Source organism: Pseudomonas sp. SH10-3B (assembly GCF_019891415.1).
Classification (GTDB): domain Bacteria; phylum Pseudomonadota; class Gammaproteobacteria; order Pseudomonadales; family Pseudomonadaceae; genus Aquipseudomonas.
In genome coordinates, this window is the sequence record NZ_JAFLXD010000008.1 from 72,461 (window position 1) to 89,657 (window position 17,197).

General features: G+C 60.4%; 17 protein-coding genes. 6 read left to right on the forward strand and 11 right to left on the reverse strand.

All coding sequences use genetic code 11. The annotated features are described in order from the left end of the window. Positions 1-3: 3 nt before the first annotated feature. The 6 genes from J1G35_RS08720 to J1G35_RS08745 all read right to left on the reverse strand — a co-directional run bounded on the left by J1G35_RS08720 (position 4) and on the right by J1G35_RS08745 (position 4,330). A complete protein-coding gene (locus tag J1G35_RS08720) occupies positions 4-921 on the reverse strand; it encodes an ABC transporter six-transmembrane domain-containing protein (protein ID WP_223014640.1) in 918 nt (305 codons plus the stop codon). Further along, entirely contained in the window at positions 894-1,292 is a 399-nt protein-coding gene (locus J1G35_RS08725; RefSeq protein ID WP_223014642.1) for a hypothetical protein, read from the reverse strand. Before J1G35_RS08725 ends, J1G35_RS08720 begins: the two co-directional genes overlap by 28 nt. A 20-nt stretch (positions 1,293-1,312) precedes the next feature. Further along, positions 1,313-1,513 carry a hypothetical protein gene (locus tag J1G35_RS08730; protein ID WP_012724254.1) on the reverse strand — a complete coding sequence of 67 codons (201 nt, stop codon included), beginning with the start codon at positions 1,511-1,513 and terminating at the stop codon, positions 1,313-1,315. A 23-nt stretch (positions 1,514-1,536) separates the two neighbouring features. Next, positions 1,537-2,613 carry an ATP-binding protein gene (locus J1G35_RS08735; RefSeq protein WP_053129928.1) on the reverse strand — a complete coding sequence of 359 codons (1,077 nt, stop codon included), beginning with the start codon at positions 2,611-2,613 and terminating at the stop codon, positions 1,537-1,539. Continuing rightward, the gene (locus J1G35_RS08740; RefSeq protein WP_223014644.1) at positions 2,610-3,356 is read right to left on the reverse strand and encodes a response regulator; all 747 of its coding nucleotides are present in this window, start codon (positions 3,354-3,356) and stop codon (positions 2,610-2,612) included. The genes J1G35_RS08735 and J1G35_RS08740 overlap by 4 nt, the downstream gene beginning before the upstream one ends. 146 nt (positions 3,357-3,502) lie before the next feature. Beyond that, entirely contained in the window at positions 3,503-4,330 is an 828-nt protein-coding gene (locus J1G35_RS08745; RefSeq protein ID WP_065950670.1) for an AraC family transcriptional regulator, read from the reverse strand. 186 nt (positions 4,331-4,516) lie between these two features. Here J1G35_RS08745 and J1G35_RS08750 point away from each other — a divergent pair, with 186 nt between their 5' ends. From J1G35_RS08750 to J1G35_RS08765, 4 genes are read left to right on the forward strand one after another with little or no spacing between them, the layout of a single operon-like run. After that, positions 4,517-5,656 carry a tyramine oxidase subunit B gene (locus J1G35_RS08750; RefSeq protein ID WP_223014645.1) on the forward strand — a complete coding sequence of 380 codons (1,140 nt, stop codon included), beginning with the start codon at positions 4,517-4,519 and terminating at the stop codon, positions 5,654-5,656. 35 nt (positions 5,657-5,691) lie between these two features. Further along, the gene (locus J1G35_RS08755) at positions 5,692-6,114 is read left to right on the forward strand and encodes a RidA family protein (RefSeq protein WP_012724249.1); all 423 of its coding nucleotides are present in this window, start codon (positions 5,692-5,694) and stop codon (positions 6,112-6,114) included. A gap of 57 nt (positions 6,115-6,171) precedes the next feature. Continuing rightward, positions 6,172-7,464 (forward strand): FAD-binding oxidoreductase, encoded by a 1,293-nt coding sequence (locus tag J1G35_RS08760; RefSeq protein WP_223014647.1) that lies wholly within the window; start codon positions 6,172-6,174, stop codon positions 7,462-7,464. A 12-nt stretch (positions 7,465-7,476) separates the two neighbouring features. Further along, entirely contained in the window at positions 7,477-8,322 is an 846-nt protein-coding gene (locus J1G35_RS08765; protein WP_223014649.1) for an alpha/beta hydrolase, read from the forward strand. 801 nt (positions 8,323-9,123) lie between these two features. On the opposite strand, the gene deoC is transcribed toward J1G35_RS08765, so the two are convergent. Further along, entirely contained in the window at positions 9,124-9,807 is a 684-nt protein-coding gene (gene deoC / locus J1G35_RS08770) for a deoxyribose-phosphate aldolase (RefSeq protein ID WP_223014651.1), read from the reverse strand. Between the two features lie 128 nt (positions 9,808-9,935). Between deoC and deoR the strand changes: the two genes are divergently transcribed. Further along, positions 9,936-10,694: a DNA-binding transcriptional repressor DeoR gene (deoR, locus tag J1G35_RS08775; protein WP_223014653.1), complete on the forward strand. Its 759-nt coding sequence runs from the start codon at positions 9,936-9,938 to the stop codon at positions 10,692-10,694. Here deoR and J1G35_RS08780 read toward each other — a convergent pair. The 4 genes from J1G35_RS08780 to J1G35_RS08795 form a co-directional block, all read right to left on the reverse strand. Next, positions 10,691-11,737, reverse strand: a complete 1,047-nt coding sequence (locus J1G35_RS08780) for an aldose 1-epimerase family protein (protein ID WP_223014655.1) — start codon at positions 11,735-11,737, stop codon at positions 10,691-10,693. The genes deoR and J1G35_RS08780 overlap by 4 nt on opposite strands. Then, a complete protein-coding gene (gene fucP / locus J1G35_RS08785) occupies positions 11,734-13,065 on the reverse strand; it encodes an L-fucose:H+ symporter permease (RefSeq protein WP_053129868.1) in 1,332 nt (443 codons plus the stop codon). The genes J1G35_RS08780 and fucP overlap by 4 nt, the downstream gene beginning before the upstream one ends. Before the next feature lie 28 nt (positions 13,066-13,093). Then, positions 13,094-14,014, reverse strand: coding sequence for a ribokinase (rbsK, locus tag J1G35_RS08790; RefSeq protein WP_223014657.1), 921 nt, complete (start codon positions 14,012-14,014; stop codon positions 13,094-13,096). 200 nt (positions 14,015-14,214) lie between these two features. After that, positions 14,215-15,828 carry a HAMP domain-containing methyl-accepting chemotaxis protein gene (locus J1G35_RS08795; protein WP_223014659.1) on the reverse strand — a complete coding sequence of 538 codons (1,614 nt, stop codon included), beginning with the start codon at positions 15,826-15,828 and terminating at the stop codon, positions 14,215-14,217. A gap of 157 nt (positions 15,829-15,985) precedes the next feature. Between J1G35_RS08795 and J1G35_RS08800 the strand changes: the two genes are divergently transcribed. After that, positions 15,986-17,194, forward strand: a complete 1,209-nt coding sequence (locus J1G35_RS08800; RefSeq protein ID WP_223014661.1) for a multidrug effflux MFS transporter — start codon at positions 15,986-15,988, stop codon at positions 17,192-17,194. Positions 17,195-17,197 lie beyond the last annotated feature (3 nt).

A 17,197-nucleotide genomic window follows, 5' to 3' on the forward strand; every position in this document is an offset into this window, starting at 1 on the left:
GGATCAGGCCGCCTCGTTCAACCCCGGATCCACGCGTTTGCCGATGTCCTTGAGCCGAGCCAATTGGTCGACCACGCTGGGGGCTTCATCCAGGCAACTGACGAACGTCCACAGGTAAGTCATCACCGCATAGATATGGCCGGCCTTCACCGCAGGCGCCAGTGCCAGTTGGCTGATGGCGACCACAAACAGCAAGGCTGCCAGAATGCCGATGGTGAGAAAGGCGATGGCCTCGCGGTCCGATAGGCAGATACGCAGGCGCGACAGCACCTGATAGTGACGACGCAAGGTGTGCGCGCCGACGCTTTCCACCAGGCTGATTTCCTTTTCCAGACGGTTGTTCAAGCGCTCATGCAAGCGCTGGTTGCGCCGCGCAAAGCCAGGCACCACGACGAGACAGAGCCCCAGCGCCAGCAGGCACGCCAGGCCGACCCAGGGTTCAATCGCCAACAACATGGCGGCCGCGCCGATGATCGAGACCAGCGCCGTGGCAATCGTGGGCACGTGTTTTTCGAAAAAATCGACGAATTCCCGTGCCAATACCACCCGTGCGGCGGCCTTGGAGGTGCTGTGTCGTTGCAGGCGCTGGTTAAGAATCACCGGCACTGCAAGGTCGGCGTAGATACGCGTAAAGGTGCGGGTGTCCAGGGCGCGCCGGGCGGCGCCCACCACCCAGAAACCCAGGACCACGGCGGCGTAGAGCAGGGCGTTGCCGGCATCGCCACGGAGCATGGCGTCTACGGCAAACCCCGCAAACAAGGGGTAGGCGAGCAGCAGGGCATTTTCCAACGCGACCAGCGACAGGGTGCCGAACAACTTGCCCGGATAGGCCTTGGCGATCGCCTTGAGTGTCTGGCTGGCGGACTGTTGCCCGAGCTTGCGGCTGTGCTCGATCAGGAGTGGAGGTGTGACGGAGGGCATGGGCCACCTGGCTTACGCAGAGTACGGGGGTGGGAACTGAGGGTCCCGGTATAAAGACCGTGGGTGACGTCGAGCAGATAGCGCGTCTCCTCGGTCACCAATAACAAGTCGATCTGGACTTCTTCGATGACGATTTCGAGAATGATCAGCAGGCAAATGGCCGGCGCGGTAAATAACCAGTGGTAATAGGACTGGCTGAACAGCGAGGCGATCACCCCCAGGACCCACAGTGACAACACCAGGCGGGGCGCCTGTTTTTGCAGGGGAATCCAGAACCGCTGCAGTTTTCTGAGCTTGGCGCTGTAGAGCCGTACCGAGTCTTCAAGCAGCGTCACGTCAATTCGGTTTCGATCGCGATCGTTAATAGACATACAAGCAATCCCAGGCTGACCTACAAGGGGCGGGTGTTTGACTTGGCCATGGCGCGCGCAGGCAGCGCGCGGTTCAGCCAGGCCAGGTTGACTTCGTTGACTTGCACCCATTTGCCGTTCTCTGGAATCCCTTCGCAGCTCTTGAAAGCGATACAACGTCCCTGTGTGTCGAGCAAGGCAAAGTGGCGGTACCGATTGACCCTGAAAATAGAGAGGCGCATGCCTTCACCTGGGGCGGTTGGGGTTAGATGGCGACCAGTTGGTCGGGCCAGCTCAATTCGAATAAGGTGCCGCCGTTGTCCAGGTTCCGGCAGGTCACGCTGCCCTGGTGGGACAGGGCGATCGCACGCACCACGGCGAGCCCCAGGCCGCTGCCGCCCTGGGCACGGGAGCGCGAACTTTCGCCGCGCTGGAACGGTTCGAAGATGTGCGTTGCGAAGGCCTCTTCTATGCCCGGACCCTCGTCCGCGACACTCAAGGTATTCAGGCCATCCTGGCTGCTCAGGCGCACGGTGACATTGCCTGGGGTGGCATGCCGTCTCAGATTGTCCAGCATGGCCAGCAACGCTTGGCGGATCCTGGCGGGATCACACTGCACAGGCCGTTCGAGCAGATCCAGATGCAGCACGAACCCGGCGGCAAGCAGGCCCGGTTCGAACAGGCGGGCGTCTGCCTCGATTTCCTCGGCCAGGTCGGCACTTTGGATATGCACTTCGAGGTAACCATTGTCCGCCAGGCCCACTACCCGCAGGTCTTCGATCAGGCGCGTCAGGCCTTCCACTTGGTTCAGCAGACTGTAGAACTGCGCCTGGTCCGGCGTGAACACGCCTTCCGCCAACCCTTGCAGGCGGCCACGCAGGATGGTCAGCGGGGTGCGCAATTCGTGTGCAATGGCGGCGTTCCAGAAGGATTGCTCCTCGGCCATGCGTTTCAATCTATCGGCCATGCTGTTGAAGTCATCCACTAACAAGGTGGCCTCCGCCAATGAGCGGTTGGAGGCGGTTGCCCGGGCATCGAGGTCGCCGTCGGCGAGGCGGCGCAGGCTGGTTGCGACCGAGTTCAAGGGCATCAGAATGCGTCGGGACAGTTTGATCGCGACCACGGCGCCCACTGCCAGGCTGATGCAGGTGATCAGTGCCATCCATGCCCACTCCACGCCGGTGGGCAGCCATTCGTCCACGTCCAGATCCGACGGCGGCCAGAACATCCAGAGCAACGCGTAAAACACATAGGAACCGACCACCGCCAGTGCGATCACACAGAGCACCACGGCGGACATCGACAAAATGATCTGCCGGCTCAAACTGTTGGCGATCCTCATGGGGTGCTCCCGAATCGGTAGCCGACGCCACGGATACTGGCCGGTACGCCCTGCAGGCCCAGATCTTCGATTTTGCGTCGCAGCTTGCTGATATGGCTGTCGACTGTGCGCTCCAGGCTGTCGCTTTCGGGCGAACACAGGGCCAGCAATTCGGCGCGACTGAATACGCGCTTGGGGGCCTTGGCCAATTGGGCCAACAACCTGAACTCGGTTACCGTCAGGTTGAGCGGGTGCTTCTGTGCCCCGATCTGCACACTGACTTCATGGCTGTCGATGTCGATTTCAAAGGCGTTCACCCGCAGTACGCTGGGGCGGGTGGCATAGCCGTGATCGAGCGAGCGTCGCAGTACCGCCTGGGTCCTGGCGACGACTTCGGCCGGGTTGAACGGTTTGACGATGTAGTCGTCGGCGCCGATGCGCAGGCCCATGAGTTTGTCCATGTCCTGGTCCTGGGCAGTCAGCATGATCACGGGGGTGGTGCCCCGGTGCCGGATCTCGGCCAGTACCATCCAGCCGTCCAGGTTTGGCATCAGCACATCCAGCAACACCAGATCAGGCTTGAGCGATTGATGCAGTTCAAGGGCGCGGCGGCCATCCAGGGCATGGGCGGTCTGGAAGCCACTGCGCTTGAGATAGGCGCTGAGGATGTCGGCGATTTCGGGTTCGTCTTCGGCGATCAATATCAACGCCTGGCGTTTGTCCGCGAGGTCCGTGGGTGTCGATACTCGGTGTGATTCGGTCATGGTCCGCTCGGTCGTGCTGTTCGATCGTCGCAGTATGGCGAATTAGCCTGTTGCGACGAAGACTACTGTGCACCACGAGCATGCGCTTTCATGGGAGGTTTTATGGAGAAACGATGGAGATGCGGATTTATTTGCGCAGAGTGTGATCAGGCGTAGCTGATCCTGTCGGTGTAGGCGTTTTGGGTCATTGTGCGTTGGTAGTCGCAGGGGGTGGTGCTGACCAGTTTCTTGAAATCGCGCAGGAAGTGCGATTGATCGGAAAAGCCCAGGTCGAGGGCCAACTGCGAAAACGATACATCGTGCTGGGTGTTAAGGGTGTCCAGAGCCGCCTGGCAGCGGATGATCCGGCAAAACGTCTTGGGTGACATGCCGGTGTCCTGGTTGAACTGGCGGTGCAGGGTACGGCTGGTGTAGCCGCTGAGGTCTTCGAGTTGCTGGATGCGAATATCGCCGCGATGGTGCAGCGCCTGCTGGATGATCATCGCGGTGAGTTTCGACGTCTTGCCCATCAGGCGCGGGGTCAGGTAGTCGTTGAACAGCCGCATCTGATCGCCCAGCAGCGGTGCCTGGACAATGCTTTCGAAGATGCGTTGGGCAAACTCGGAAACCTCCAGCAGGTCGAGTTCGCGTTCGGTCAACTCCTCGGCAAGCACATTGACGAAGCCGGGAATGACCCCCGGTGCAAAGCGCACGCCGAAGTAGTGGTGGTGCTGGTGCAACTCGACGGCCTGGGCAACCAGCGGAGTGCCGCAGATTCGCGCCGTGGGGCGTGTCGCATCACAGTCGAACAAAATATCCACGCAGCCGTCCGGCACGGCCAGCAGGTTGGCCGATTGCGCCACATCGAATGCATAGAAATGCGAGATCGCCGGGTGCGCGCAAGGCATCACCGAATAGCGTGAAGAGTTGAGCACGAACCAGGGCTGTTCGTTCGCTGTGTGGTGCCGGGGAGTCGGCACGCTCGGTTTGATCATGGTTGTACCTAGGGAAGGCCGCGCTACGGGAAATTTAACGCATTAATCACGCCAACTATTCGCGTGTCGGCGTGAGCGGCATGTCCGAAATTTACAATACCGCCGATACCCACCGCCTGATACTCGGTCTCGACAGCGTGGAGCTGCGCCTATCGCAGTGATATCACCTTCAGCCCGAGAATAACTATGTCTACAACTACAAAAATCGACTTCATCTACCTCTCCGAGCAGGACATGATCCGCGCGGGTGTAACCAACATGCTGGCCTGTGTGAATACCATGGAGGAGATGTTCGGTTTGCTGTACGCCGGTGACTATCGCATGGCCGGCCCGAACAACGATTCCCATGGCGCGATGGTGATTTTTCCGCAGGATTCGCCGTTTCCGAACATGCCCAAACCCACGGCTGATCGGCGCATGATGGCCATGCCGGCCTACCTGGGCGGCAGTTTCTGCACCGCCGGGGTGAAATGGTACGGCTCCAATATCGCCAACCGCGAAAAAGGCCTGCCGCGTTCCATCCTGATGTTCACCCTGAACGACCCCGACACCGGCGCGCCGTTGGCCCATATGTCGGCCAACCTGCTGTCGGCGTATCGCACCGGTGCGATTCCCGGCGTGGGTGCACGCCACCTGGCGCGCAAAGACTCAAAAGTCGTCGGCCTGCTTGGTCCTGGCGTGATGGGCAAGACCACCCTGGCGGCCTTCATTGCGGTGTGCCCGCATATCGACACACTGAAGATCAAGGGCCGTGGCCAGCAGAGCCTCGACAACTTTATCGCGTGGGTCGAACAGACTTATCCGCAGATCACCACGATAGAAGTGGTCGACACTCTCGAAGCGGTGGTCCGCGACTCGGACCTTGTTACTTATTGTAGCTCCGGCGCCACGGGCGACCCCTCGATCTACCCAATTGTGCGGCGTGAGTGGGTCAAGCCAGGTGCCTTCCTCGCGATGCCGGCGTCTTGCTCGCTCGACGCGGGAATGGAGCAGCTTGACGTACGCAAGGTGCTCGATAACACCGGTCTCTACCAGGCCTGGTTCGAAGAATTGCCCAAGCCCGCGCACCACAATGTGCCGGTGATTGGCGTGCGCTTCATGGACATGATTGCCGAAGGCAAGATGCAGCTCGAAGACGTCGAGGACATCGGCAAGATCATCGCCGGGGCCGCGCCTGGCCGCAGGAACGATGAAGAAATCATCATCATGTCGGTGGGTGGCATGCCCGTCGAGGACGTGGCGTGGGGCACGGTGGTGTACCGCAACGCTATCAAGCAAGGCATCGGCGTGACCCTGAACCTGTGGGAAACCCCGGAGCTGCGCTGAGCCACACCTTCCTTCAACCTGACGAGGTATTCGACATGACAAAAATCATCAAGCTCAAGACCGGTTCGCCGTTCGAAGATCAGGCCAGCTATTCGCGCCTGGTGGTGGTGGACAACTGGATCTACGTGTCCAACACCGCTGGCCGCAACCCGCAGACCAAGCTGATCCCGGAAGACGTCCTGGAGCAGACACACCAGGTGTTTGCCAACATCGAGTCGGCCCTGAAAGTCGTCGATGCGAGCCTGGCCGATGTGGTGTGTTCGCGGGTCTTTATCCAGGACCCCAAGGATGTGCCGGCCGTGATGGGCCTGATCGGTGAAAAGTTTCGCGGCGTCGATCCGGCCAGCACCGTCACCTGTCCACCCCTGGGCTCGACGGTCTACAAGGTCGAGCTGGAAGTGACGGCGTATCGCAACGCGTCGAAGGCGCAGGTCGAGGTCATTCGCCTGTCGCAATAATCGTCACGCGGCCGTGCGCAGGCGTGGCCGTCCTTATTCGCTTACCGAGTCTTGACCATGGCACCGACAATAGCGCCCCTGACAACCTCCACCGTGTTTCCCCGCGCCACCTCCGTCGTCATCATAGGCGGCGGGATCATTGGCCTGACGGCTGCGCTGACCCTGGCCGAGCGCAACATCTCGGTGGTGGTCGTGGAGAAAGGCCGGATCGCCGCCGAGCAGTCCTCCCGCAACCTGGGCTGGGTGCGCAAGACCAGCCGCCACGCCGCTGACATCCCGCTGGCCCTCGCTGCTGACCGCTTGTGGGCGCAGATGCCTGAGCGGGTAGGGGCGGATGTGGGGTATCGCCAGGAAGGCATCATGTTTGTCGGGCGTACCTCGGCGCAAATGGCCATGCACGAAAACTGGCTCAAGTCGGTGGAGCATTTGTCGCTGGATTCGCGCCTGCTCAGCAAGCGTGAGATTGACGCGCTGGTACCCGGCGGCGTAGGGCAGTGGGCCGGCGGTATCTTTACGCCATCCGATGCGCGTGCCGAACCGACGCTGGCCAGCAGCGCGATTGCCAAGGCCGCCATGGCCTTGGGTGTGGTGATCATTGAGCAATGCGCGGTGCGTACGTTGCAGATGGCTGCCGGTGCGGTCAGTGGTGTGGTCACGGAAAAAGGCGAAATTCGCTGCGATCACGTCTTGCTCGCGGGGGGCATGTGGTCACGGCGCTTTCTGGGCAACCTCGGGGTGTCGTTGCCGACCCTGCCGTTGACCTGCTCGGTGCTGCGCACCCACCCCATGGACGGGCCGACGGAGATTGCTGTCGGCGCGCCGGACTTTTCGTTTCGCAAGCATAAGGACGGCGGTTTCATCATTACTCAACGCGGTAAGTTGGATGCCTTCCTGACCCTCGACCACCTGTTGCTCGCCAAGCAATACATGCCGCAGTTCCGTGCGCAACGCAGCGTGCTGAACGTGTCGCTGGGCAAGCCGTTTGTCCAAGACCTGGCGCTGGCACGGCGTTGGCGCGCCGACAGCGTGAGCCCGTTCGAGCGCGTCAGGGTGCAGGATCCGGCGGCCAATCCACGGCTCAACGGCGACGCGATGAACAACCTGATTGCCGCCTGGCCGGTGTTTGAACAGGCGCGGATTGCCCACGCCTGGGCGGGCACTATCGATGTAACACCGGACTCCAATCCGGTCATCGGGCCGGTCGCGCAGATCCCGGGCCTGACCGTGGCCACCGGCTTCTCGGGGCACGGGTTCGGCACATCGCCGGCGGCGGGCCATCTTGCGGCGGACCTGGTCAGTGGGCATACGCCGATCATTGACCCAAGCCCTTACCGCTTCGACCGTTTCTAAAGGAGCAAGGCCATGCCTGCCGATAGCTGTTTCTTCACCAATCGTTCGGGCTTGCGCCTGCACTATTTGCGCTGGGGCGCCCAGACCGGTGTGCCCTTGGTGCTGTTGCATGGCTTGCGAGCCTATGCCCAGACCTGGGAATCGCTGGTGCAAACCCTGGGGGAGGGGTACTGCATTTATGCCCTGGACCAGCGTGGCCGTGGGTTGAGCGACTGGGCTGAACCTTCCAGTTATCACACTCAATCCTATGTCGAGGACCTTGAGGATTTGATCGCCCATGTCGGCCTGCAGCGTTTTGTCTTGCTCGGGCATTCATTGGGCGGCGCCAACGCCCTCGAATATGCGCGGCAACACCCCGGTCGCTTGATCGGCTTGCTGATCGAGGACATCGGCCCCGGGTCTTCAACACAGGGCGATGGCGCGGCGCGTATTCGTCGCGAAATGGGCCAGACGCCGTTGCAATTCGACAGCTGGGACACTGCCCGTGCCTTCTGGAAGGCGTCACGCCCAGGCCTGTCAGAGCAAGGCCTGGCATCCAGGCTGGCGCACTCGATGCAAGAACGCGACGGCGTGATTGGCTGGCGCCATGATCAGCACGGAATTGCCGAGGCACGACTGAGTATTGAACCCACTGATTTGTGGCCGGCGGTGCGCTCATTGGATTGCCCAAGCCTGTTCATTCGCGGTGGCCGCTCGGACTTTCTACCACCGGCCATGCTGCAGGCCATGTGCGCCAGCAACCCCCAGGTCCAAGCCGTGGAAGTGGCAGACGCCAGTCACTATGTTCATGACGATCAAGGCGAAGTGTTCAATCGCCTGGTCGCAGACTTTTTAAGCCGTGTGGTGCGTGCAGCTTAGTGAGGTTTTCAGTCTGGGGTGGGGGTAAGAGATAGGGCCGGCAGCTCACTGGGTTACCTGCCGACACATTGATTTTCGTATTGGTGGGTGATGAGAGCAGGAAGTTGAGCGGCCTGACATATGATTTAACATAATATACATTATGCGTAATACGATGTTACGGATTCAGGGGCAGCCCCCATAGGATTTCAACGCAGCGCTCAGGTGTTGCTTCTAGCAACACACGTTCAGGACGACGACTTCTGGGCTTGGCCATCCTGCCGCTTCAACAATCGATTATCCGTCTCGCTGTACCCGAAGATGCACAACTCCTGCCCGCCATTGAAATCTCCGCTGCTCAGGCATTTCGAATGATGGATGCGTTGAGTTGGCTACTAGCTGAATCGCCTCCGATGCCCATCGAGGGTCTTAACCAACTCATAGCGCTATCGAGTTGCACTTGATGACTAAATCGCCCGCAAGGATTTCTTAGGGCTGAGTACGATGACATTCACAGACGTGCCATGAAATGCACCGTTTTACTCCCGGTTAGGCTTTTCAAACCCAAGCCCCGCAGACCTGGATCAGAGGCTAGCGGCGATATTCAGCGAGGATTAAAAGCACGGATTCGCTCCGGAGCGTCGGTGTGTCGTGGCATGGCCGGTGACTTAAATAGGAGCTTTCAGGCCTTTAGGCTTGTAGAACCGGGTGATGTGAAGGATGAGCTACCCTTCCCCATCAATAACCATTAAATATAACTAAACTAAATGACTATTTAGTTTAGTTATAATCCATTTGTTATTAACGGCATACGCATCAACGTCAGTAACCGCCCGCCGCCGTCACCGCACCGCCCACAATCGCAATCCCCGAACTGCTACCCAAACGTGTAGCGCCCGCTTCAATCATCTTCACCGCCGTCGGGTAATCGCGTACGCCACCGGACGCTTTGACTCCAACCCCGGCGCCCGCGGTTTTACGCATCAGGGCGACGTCTTCGGCGGTGGCACCGCTTCGGCTGAACCCCGTGGACGTCTTGACGAATGCCACACCCAAGTCCCGGCAGATTTCGCAGGCCTGGACTTTTTGCGCGTCGTCCAGCAGGCAGGTTTCCAGGATGACTTTCAACGGCACGGCGCCGCACGCCTTGTGGACCACGGCAATGTCTTCGCGTACTGCCTCCAGCAGGCCGTCCTTCAGCCAGCCGATATTGAGCACCATGTCGATCTCCCCTGCCCCGGCGGCAATCGCCCGTTCGGCTTCGAAGGCCTTGGTGTCACTCAGGCCGGCGCCCAGCGGAAAGCCCACCACGGCACAAATCACCACGCTGGCGTCGGTCAGGCAGGACGCGGCGTAAGGCACCTGCCCCGAGTTCAGGCACACCGAATAAAAGCCATGCTCCCGGGCTTCCTCGCACAAGGTGCGAATCTGTTCACGGGAGGCGTCGGGCGCCAGCAAGGTGTGATCGATGTACTTGGCCAATGCTGCGGGTTGAAGAGTGTTCATTTAACGTGCCCTTGCCTGTATGTTGCGAATGATCGTGTGCCGCTTGTCACAGCGACCACATTAATACGTTACAATAATAACACTAGATGTTACTTATCTAACACAAACAATCAAGCCCTGGAATACTCGTGGACAGTAGAAAAGCCGAGCGACTCAAGCTTATCCAGCAAGCCTTGCAGGACCAGAACGCTATTCACCTGAGGGAAATGGCGGCGCTGCTGGAGGTTTCCGAGATGACCCTGCGCCGCGATCTCAATCACTTCAGCGACCACCTGCGCCTGTTGGGCGGCTACATCACCCGGGTCGGCAGTGAAGTCAGCGACTACCGGGTCGCCGAGCAGGACACCCGTCACGTCGAGGAAAAACGCCGCATTGGCAAACTCGCCGCGCGGCTGATCCAGCCCGGTGACACGGTATTTTTCGACTGCGGTACCACCTCGCCCTTTGTGATCGATTTCATCCCTGATGAAGTGGAGTTCACGGCGGTGTGCAGCTCGTTGAACGTGCTGCTCAAGCTGCATAACAAGCCCAACTGCCACATCGTGTTGTGCGGCGGGACCTTTCACCGCAAGAACCAGGTGTTTGAAAACAGTGCCGAAAGCAGCATCCTCGACAGCGTGCGCCTGACCTGGGCCTTCGTGACGGCCGCCGGCGTCAGCCAGGAATTCGGCGTGACGTGCTTCAACTTCAACGAAGTCGAGGTCAAGCGAAAGGTCATGCGCCAGGCTCAGCAGCGCGTGTTGCTCGCCGATTTCAGCAAGTTCGACACAGTGCGCACCGCTCACTTCGCCACCCTGGAGGACTTTCAGTACGTGGTCAGCGACAAGAAAATCCCCCGCAGCTACAAGGACGTCATCCAGGCCCACGGCGCGCAATTGCTGGTTTAACCCAGCAGTCGCTGCCGTTCCTGCGCACTCAGATAGCCGGTGGTCACATTGAAGGAGGCGCTGGCTCCCGCCGGCAACAGACGCACGTGGCCCTTGGCTTTCTCGGCGTTATAGCCCTCGGGTTCACAGGTCGATGGCAGCACGAAGGCCGCCACTTGCTGATCCGGCGTGTGCAGGATCCAGCGTGCGGCGTGCTCGAATTGTTCGGGGCGATACCGGGTGTAGAACGCCGCGCCATCGGGATGATCCAGCAGAAAGTGCGCCTGGCCTGCGGCGTCCGTGCCGACGTCGTCGAAGAAAAACACGATTTCAGGGTCGTACAACGCCGGCTTATCCAGACACACCAATTGCGTAGGTTGCTCGGCCAGTTGCGCCATGTAGGCGCTCCAATCCGGCGTCGGCTTGACATGGTCCGGAATGCTGGTGCGCAGGCGCAGGTGCTGCATGCCCAAGGGTTCAACAAACCGCGCGCCGGCCACATACGCATAATTCATATGGGCCATGTACATCAGCTCCATAGGCTTGCCAGCCAGGTTGGTCACGTCCATATCGATATCGAACAAGGCCGAGTCAGCGCGCAGGGTCACGCTGGGGCACGCTCGGTAACGATCGCCGAAGCCCTTGGCATATTGATAGAAACCGCCCAGGCGCACAAAGCCCTCGCCGATTTCCAGCCAGGCCGAATCCATCGGCGCGCAGGGCATTTCACCATGCAGGGCATGGGTGTCATCCGGCGCCGGGCAGCCGTTGCGCAGCAGGCCACTGTGAAACATGAAGCAGCCATAGGTATCGATGACCGTCGGGCTGGGCCGGGGTTGCTCGAACAGGTTGCTCATGGTCAGGTCGCAGCCGTCGAACACCGCCGACCAGATCATCTGCCCTTGATAAGGCAGGAGCACCAGTCGTCCACGGCTGTTCTCCAGGCTCAGCGCCTGCACGCCGGACCCGTAGGTCCACCCACAGACCTTGAAATCCTCAGACTGCAACAGGATCTTTTCCTGCTCGGCAAACAGCGCAGGATACAGCGGGATACGCGTGTTCATGAGGCCACCGCCGCCGCTGCGCCCGAGGGCAAGGTGCCGGGTTGGCGCAAGCATTTGAGCGCATACATCACGATCACGATAAAGCACAGCAGCGGCACGCTGTAGGCCAGTTGCATGTTGCCGCCGCTGGCGTCGGACAACAGGCCCTGGAAGATCGGAATCACCCCGCCGCCGACGATGCTCATGACCAGCAACGAGCCGCCGACGCCGGTGTCTTCACCCAGGCCATCGATGGTCAGGCCGTAGATGGTCGGCCAGCAAGGGCCGAGGAAAATACTCACACCCACCGCTGCATACACCGCCGAAATGTTCGGCACCAGAATGGTGTAGGCCAGCAGCACGATGCACAGCACACCGTAAATTGCCAAGACCTTGGCCGGGTGCAGGCGTCGCATCAACAGGTTGGCGATCATCTTGCCGACAAAGTAGGCGGCAAAGGTGGTCAGCAGGAACCAGGAAGCGCTGCGCTCATTCATACCGCCCATTTGCATCGCCAGGCGAATGGTAAAGCTCCACACGCCAACCTGCGCGCCCACGTAGAGAAACTGCGCCAATACGCCAAAGGTAAAGCGCGGGTTACGCCGCAGCCGGCCCAGGCTCTCACGCAGGCTGCCTGGCTTGCTGTCAGCAGGCTTATTGCCCTTGCAGGCGGGGAAACGGGTAATGGCGATCAGGATAAACATCAGCACCAGCACCGCAATCATCCACTTGTACGGCAACAGCGTGGACTGGATCATTTGCAACTGCTGCACAGCCGCCTCGGTGGCGCTCATCTGTGTCAGCTGTTCGGTGGTGGCGTCGGTGTCCTTGAACATTACGAAACTGCCGACGTACACCCCGGCCATCGCGCCGAAGGGGTGGAAGGTCTGCGAGATATTCAAGCGCCGCGTCCCGGTTTCCCGTGGCCCCATCAATGTCGAGTAGGTGTTGCAGGCGGTCTCCAGGAACGACAGGCCGGCGGCAATCACAAACAGCGCCAGCAGGAACATGCCGTACTTGGCCGTGGACGCCGCCGGGAAAAACAGCAGGCAGCCGAACATGTACAGCAGCAACCCGATCAGGATCGTGCTCTTGTAGCTGAAACGGCGCACGACCATCGCCGCCGGAATCGCCACGAAAAAGTAGCCGAGGTAAAACGCCGACTGCACAAAGGCGGTCTGGAAATCACTGAGCAAAAACGCTTTCTTGAAGTGTGCGATCAGCACGTCGTTCATGCTCGCCGCCGCCGCCCACAGCGCAAAAATGCTGCACAGCAGGATAAAGGCGAACCAGGGCGTGCGGTTCAGGTAGAAACCATCGGGTGTCTGTTGCAGCGCAGGTTTGTTCATTATTGTTCTCCGGGCTGGTTTGAAAGGGTTACTGCTGTTGCTGGAAGCGCGCGAACGCTTGGCGGTCGGGATAAGACGTCTGGGTGCCCAGCGCCATGACCGAGCAGGCGGAATACGCCACGGCCTGTTCCATGGCCTGCCGGATAGCGCCGTCACGGCTCCAGTGCTGGATGAAGCAACCGATAAAGGCATCACCGGCGCCCGTGGTGTCACGCGCGACCACTTTTCGGCCCGGCACCCGGAATTCGCCCTCCTCCCCCACGTACAACGCACCGTGTTCGCCGAGGGTGACGATCACATGGCGAATGCCGTTGGCCACCAGCGTGCGTGCGGCGCGTTGGGCCGCTTCCGGTGAGTCCACGACCTGACCGGTGATCAACGCCAGTTCCGATTCGTTGGGGATCAGGAAATCCAGTTGCGCCAGGTGCGTCCCACTTAAGCCGGCCAGGGCCGGTGCCGGATTGAGCAACACCGCGATGCCGTGCCGATGAGCAAACTCGATGGCGTAGTAGACCGTGTCCAGATTGATCTCCAGTTGCAGCACGATCAGCGTGCACTCGCGCAGGTCGGCGGCCGCCGCGTCGATGTCCGCCGGCGACAAATGCGCATTGGCACCTTTGACGATCAAAATGCTGTTGTGGGAGTCGGGGCTGACAAAAATCGGCGCTACGCCGCTGGAAACCCCAGGCACCCGCTGGACATAGCGGGTGTCAATGCCAAAACGCTGGAAGTTGGCCAGCGTGTTGTCGGCAAACATGTCGTCACCCACCTTGCTCACCATCAGGACCTGCGCCCCAAGCTTGGCTGCCGCCACCGCCTGGTTGGCCCCTTTGCCGCCACAACCGAGGGCAAAGCCAGGCGCTTCCAGGGTTTCGCCCTGGGCCGGCATACGGTCGATGTAGGTAATCAAATCCACCATGTTGCTGCCGATGACTGCGATCTTGCTCATTGCTATTCCACCTTGTTGCAGCACGACCAGGCAGGTCGTGGCGCTCTTGTTTTGTTATTTAAATAACATTAGGTGTGAATATTCAATCTTTTTTTTGCGATAGCCGATCAATGAACGCTGCAGGTGGGTCGGAGCATCGGGCAAAAAAAACCGGCCCACAGGGGGCCGGTTGATAAAGCGCTTATCGGGTTTGTGATTTGTTACAGGCTGAAGCGATCCACGGACTGCGACAACTTGCCGGCCAAGCCGGCCAACTCATCGGTGGTTGAGGCGGTTTCACCGATGATACGGCTGTTGTTTTCCGACATCCCGGCAATCATCTCCACCTGGTGGGAGATCTCGTTGCTGGCCAGGCTCTGTTCACCGATGGTGCGCGAGATGTCGTTCACCAGTTCGGTGGTATTCAAGGTGGCCTGCAGAATATCGCGGATCGCGCGCTCTACCTCGGCTGTCACCGCCATACCTTTATCCACCTGGGTGACGCCCTCCTCCATGCTGGTCACCGCTTCCCGGGTGTTCTGCTGGATACGCCCGACCATGCTGGCAATTTCCTGAGTCGAGGCACTGGTACGGCCCGCCAGGCTGCGCACTTCATCGGCGACCACCGCAAAACCGCGCCCCTGTTCGCCAGCGCGGGCGGCTTCAATTGCGGCGTTCAGGGCCAACAGGTTGGTTTGGTCAGCGATCCCCTTAATCACCTGGATAATGCTGTAGATCGCCTCGGATTCCTTGTCCAGCGTACGAATGACCTGGGCCGATTGCTGCGCTGAACGGGCAATGCCGTCCATGTCTTTGACCACTTGGTGGATCACCCGGCCACCGTCCTTGGCCAAGGCTTCAGCCTGATTGGCCATGTCCAGGGCGCGCCCGGCATGCCGGGTAATCTCTTCAATACTGGCGGTCATTTCACTGGCTGCCGCCGCCATGGTGCTGGCTGCCGCACTTTGCTGCTGACTGCTGCCGGCGACTTCATGACAGCCCTGGCTCAAGCGTTCGCTCATGCCAGTGACACCATGGGCGTTGCTGCGCACCACTTCGATCATGCCGCGCAAATCGCGCTGCATGATGGCGAGGTTGCGGATCAATGAGCTGGCTTCGTCCTTGCGCTTGGGCTCGACGATCGGCTCGCTCAAGTTGCCCCGAGCGATACTCGCGGCGATGCGGCTGGCGGTCTGCAGCGGGCCCATGATGCTCAAGATGACCCAACGCCCCTGCGCCAGCAGCAGTAACAGGCTGGCGATCAGCACCGCAGCCAGGGTGAGATTCGCACTGCTGATGGTTTGTCGAGTCCCTTCGCTGGTTCGCTGGGTATTGCTTTCGATCAGCTCACTCAAGCTCGCCATTTGCTCTTCAAGGCGGGTGAACGCTGTGTTGAAGCTTTGCAGTTCGCCACCCACGGCCTCGGGATTGTCCAGGGCCAGCGCGACGATGCGTTCGCCACTGCTGATATAGGTGTCCAGGCTGGGTCTGATTTTTTCCAGGCTGGCCCTCAGCGTATCGTCCAGTGGCAGCTTGAGATTCTCTGCCAGTACCTGGCGAAAGTGCTCGGCATGCTCACGCAGCGACGTGCTGACCTCGGCCTTGGTGCTGGTGCTTTTGCCCAACCCCACCAACATGGCCGACATCACGTCTGCACGCAGGGCATCGTGCATCATGTCGGCTTCCATATGGTTGCGCAGCACCGTCATGCTGACCTCGTTGTCCTGCACAGCACTGCCCATACGGGTGTTACCCAGATAAGCAGCCAGGCTCATGATCAAGGCGGTGAGAAGCCCCGTCGCAATCAACAGCATCAAGCGTAATTTGATCGTCATGCTGGTATCCCCGTACCTGGACGGGCGGCTGGGAAGCCAACCGCTCGCGCGTCGCTAGTACCTTTATCGGCATGGGGTGCGTGTTATTTAAGGCTAAGTTTGCGCAATTGAGCAGATCCCTTAAGCTGACCGACCTTTGCCCCCGCTGGAACCGCACATGTCTCGAAGTATCGCCCACCTCGCCCTGCTGCTCGGGTTGATCACCGCCGTCGGCCCATTCGCCATCGACATCTACCTGCCCGCCCTGCCAACCCTGGGCGCTAGCCTGCAGGCCTCGCCGGCGGCGGTGCAGATGAGCCTGACGGTGTTCTTCATGATCATCGGCGTGTGCCAGCTGTTCTACGGGCCGATCAGTGATGTGTTCGGGCGCAAGCCGCCGATTTATGCGGGGCTGGTGATCTTTGCCGTGGGCAGTATCGGCTGCGCGCTGGCGCCTACAATTGAAATGCTGATCGGCTTTCGTGCCGTGCAGGCGTTCGGCGCGTGTGCCGGGATGGTGATTCCCCGCGCGATTGTGCGTGACCTGTACACCGGCCATGAAGCCGCGCGGCTGATGGCCCTGCTGATGCTGGTGATGAGTGTTTCGCCGATCCTCGCGCCGCTGGCCGGCAGCCTGGTGATCTCGCTGTGGAGCTGGCGCGAAGTGTTTGCCGTGCTGGCGGTGGTGGCCGTTGCGTGCCTGGTCATGACCATCGTGCAACTGCCTGAGACCCACCCGGCCGAACGGCGTTTGGGCAAGACCCTGGGCACGGCGTTCAGCAGCTACGGTGCATTGTTGCGCGACCCGGTTTTTATCGGTTTGTCGGTGGTATGCGGTTTTGGCCTGGCCACCTTCTTTGTGTTTATTGGCAGTGCGCCGTTTGTATATATCGAATACTTCGGCCTGACACCTACGCAATTCAGCCTGTGTTTTGCACTGAACGCTGCGTCATTCTTCGCCATGAGCCAACTCACCGCTCGCCTGAGCGCCCGCTTCGGCCTGGCGCCGCTGATTCGCTGGTCGGTAACGGCGGTGGCCGCCGTCATGATCGTGCTGGCGGCCACCACGCTGTGGGTCGATAGCCTGCCCTGGATGATGGCGCTGCTGTTTATCGGCTTCGGTTTTCTCGGCCTGCTGTTGCCGGCGGCCGGGGTGTTGTCGCTGGAGGATCACGGCGCAGTGGCGGGCTCCGCCTCGGCCTTGCTGGGGGCGATCCAGATGATTACCGCCGCAGTGTCGATGACGCTGGTCGGGGTGTTTGCCGACCATACACCGGCGCCGATGCTGACAGGTATCGCGTTGTGTGCCGTGGCGGCGATGCTTACCGTCCTGTGGACCTTGCGCCGTCTGCCGGCGCACTTGGCGAGCGTACCGCCCTCCTCTTGAGCG

Coding starts and splice junctions, on each gene's coding strand:
- J1G35_RS08720 (WP_223014640.1), bottom strand. CDS start 921: ATGCCCTCCGTCACACCTCCACTCCTGATCGAGCACAGCCGCAAGCTC.
- J1G35_RS08725 (WP_223014642.1), bottom strand. CDS start 1,292: ATGTCTATTAACGATCGCGATCGAAACCGAATTGACGTGACGCTGCTT.
- J1G35_RS08730 (WP_012724254.1), bottom strand. CDS start 1,513: ATGCGCCTCTCTATTTTCAGGGTCAATCGGTACCGCCACTTTGCCTTG.
- J1G35_RS08735 (WP_053129928.1), bottom strand. CDS start 2,613: ATGAGGATCGCCAACAGTTTGAGCCGGCAGATCATTTTGTCGATGTCC.
- J1G35_RS08740 (WP_223014644.1), bottom strand. CDS start 3,356: ATGACCGAATCACACCGAGTATCGACACCCACGGACCTCGCGGACAAA.
- J1G35_RS08745 (WP_065950670.1), bottom strand. CDS start 4,330: ATGATCAAACCGAGCGTGCCGACTCCCCGGCACCACACAGCGAACGAA.
- J1G35_RS08750 (WP_223014645.1), top strand. CDS start 4,517: ATGTCTACAACTACAAAAATCGACTTCATCTACCTCTCCGAGCAGGAC.
- J1G35_RS08755 (WP_012724249.1), top strand. CDS start 5,692: ATGACAAAAATCATCAAGCTCAAGACCGGTTCGCCGTTCGAAGATCAG.
- J1G35_RS08760 (WP_223014647.1), top strand. CDS start 6,172: ATGGCACCGACAATAGCGCCCCTGACAACCTCCACCGTGTTTCCCCGC.
- J1G35_RS08765 (WP_223014649.1), top strand. CDS start 7,477: ATGCCTGCCGATAGCTGTTTCTTCACCAATCGTTCGGGCTTGCGCCTG.
- deoC (WP_223014651.1), bottom strand. CDS start 9,807: ATGAACACTCTTCAACCCGCAGCATTGGCCAAGTACATCGATCACACC.
- J1G35_RS08780 (WP_223014655.1), bottom strand. CDS start 11,737: ATGAACACGCGTATCCCGCTGTATCCTGCGCTGTTTGCCGAGCAGGAA.
- fucP (WP_053129868.1), bottom strand. CDS start 13,065: ATGAACAAACCTGCGCTGCAACAGACACCCGATGGTTTCTACCTGAAC.
- rbsK (WP_223014657.1), bottom strand. CDS start 14,014: ATGAGCAAGATCGCAGTCATCGGCAGCAACATGGTGGATTTGATTACC.
- J1G35_RS08795 (WP_223014659.1), bottom strand. CDS start 15,828: ATGACGATCAAATTACGCTTGATGCTGTTGATTGCGACGGGGCTTCTC.
- J1G35_RS08800 (WP_223014661.1), top strand. CDS start 15,986: ATGTCTCGAAGTATCGCCCACCTCGCCCTGCTGCTCGGGTTGATCACC.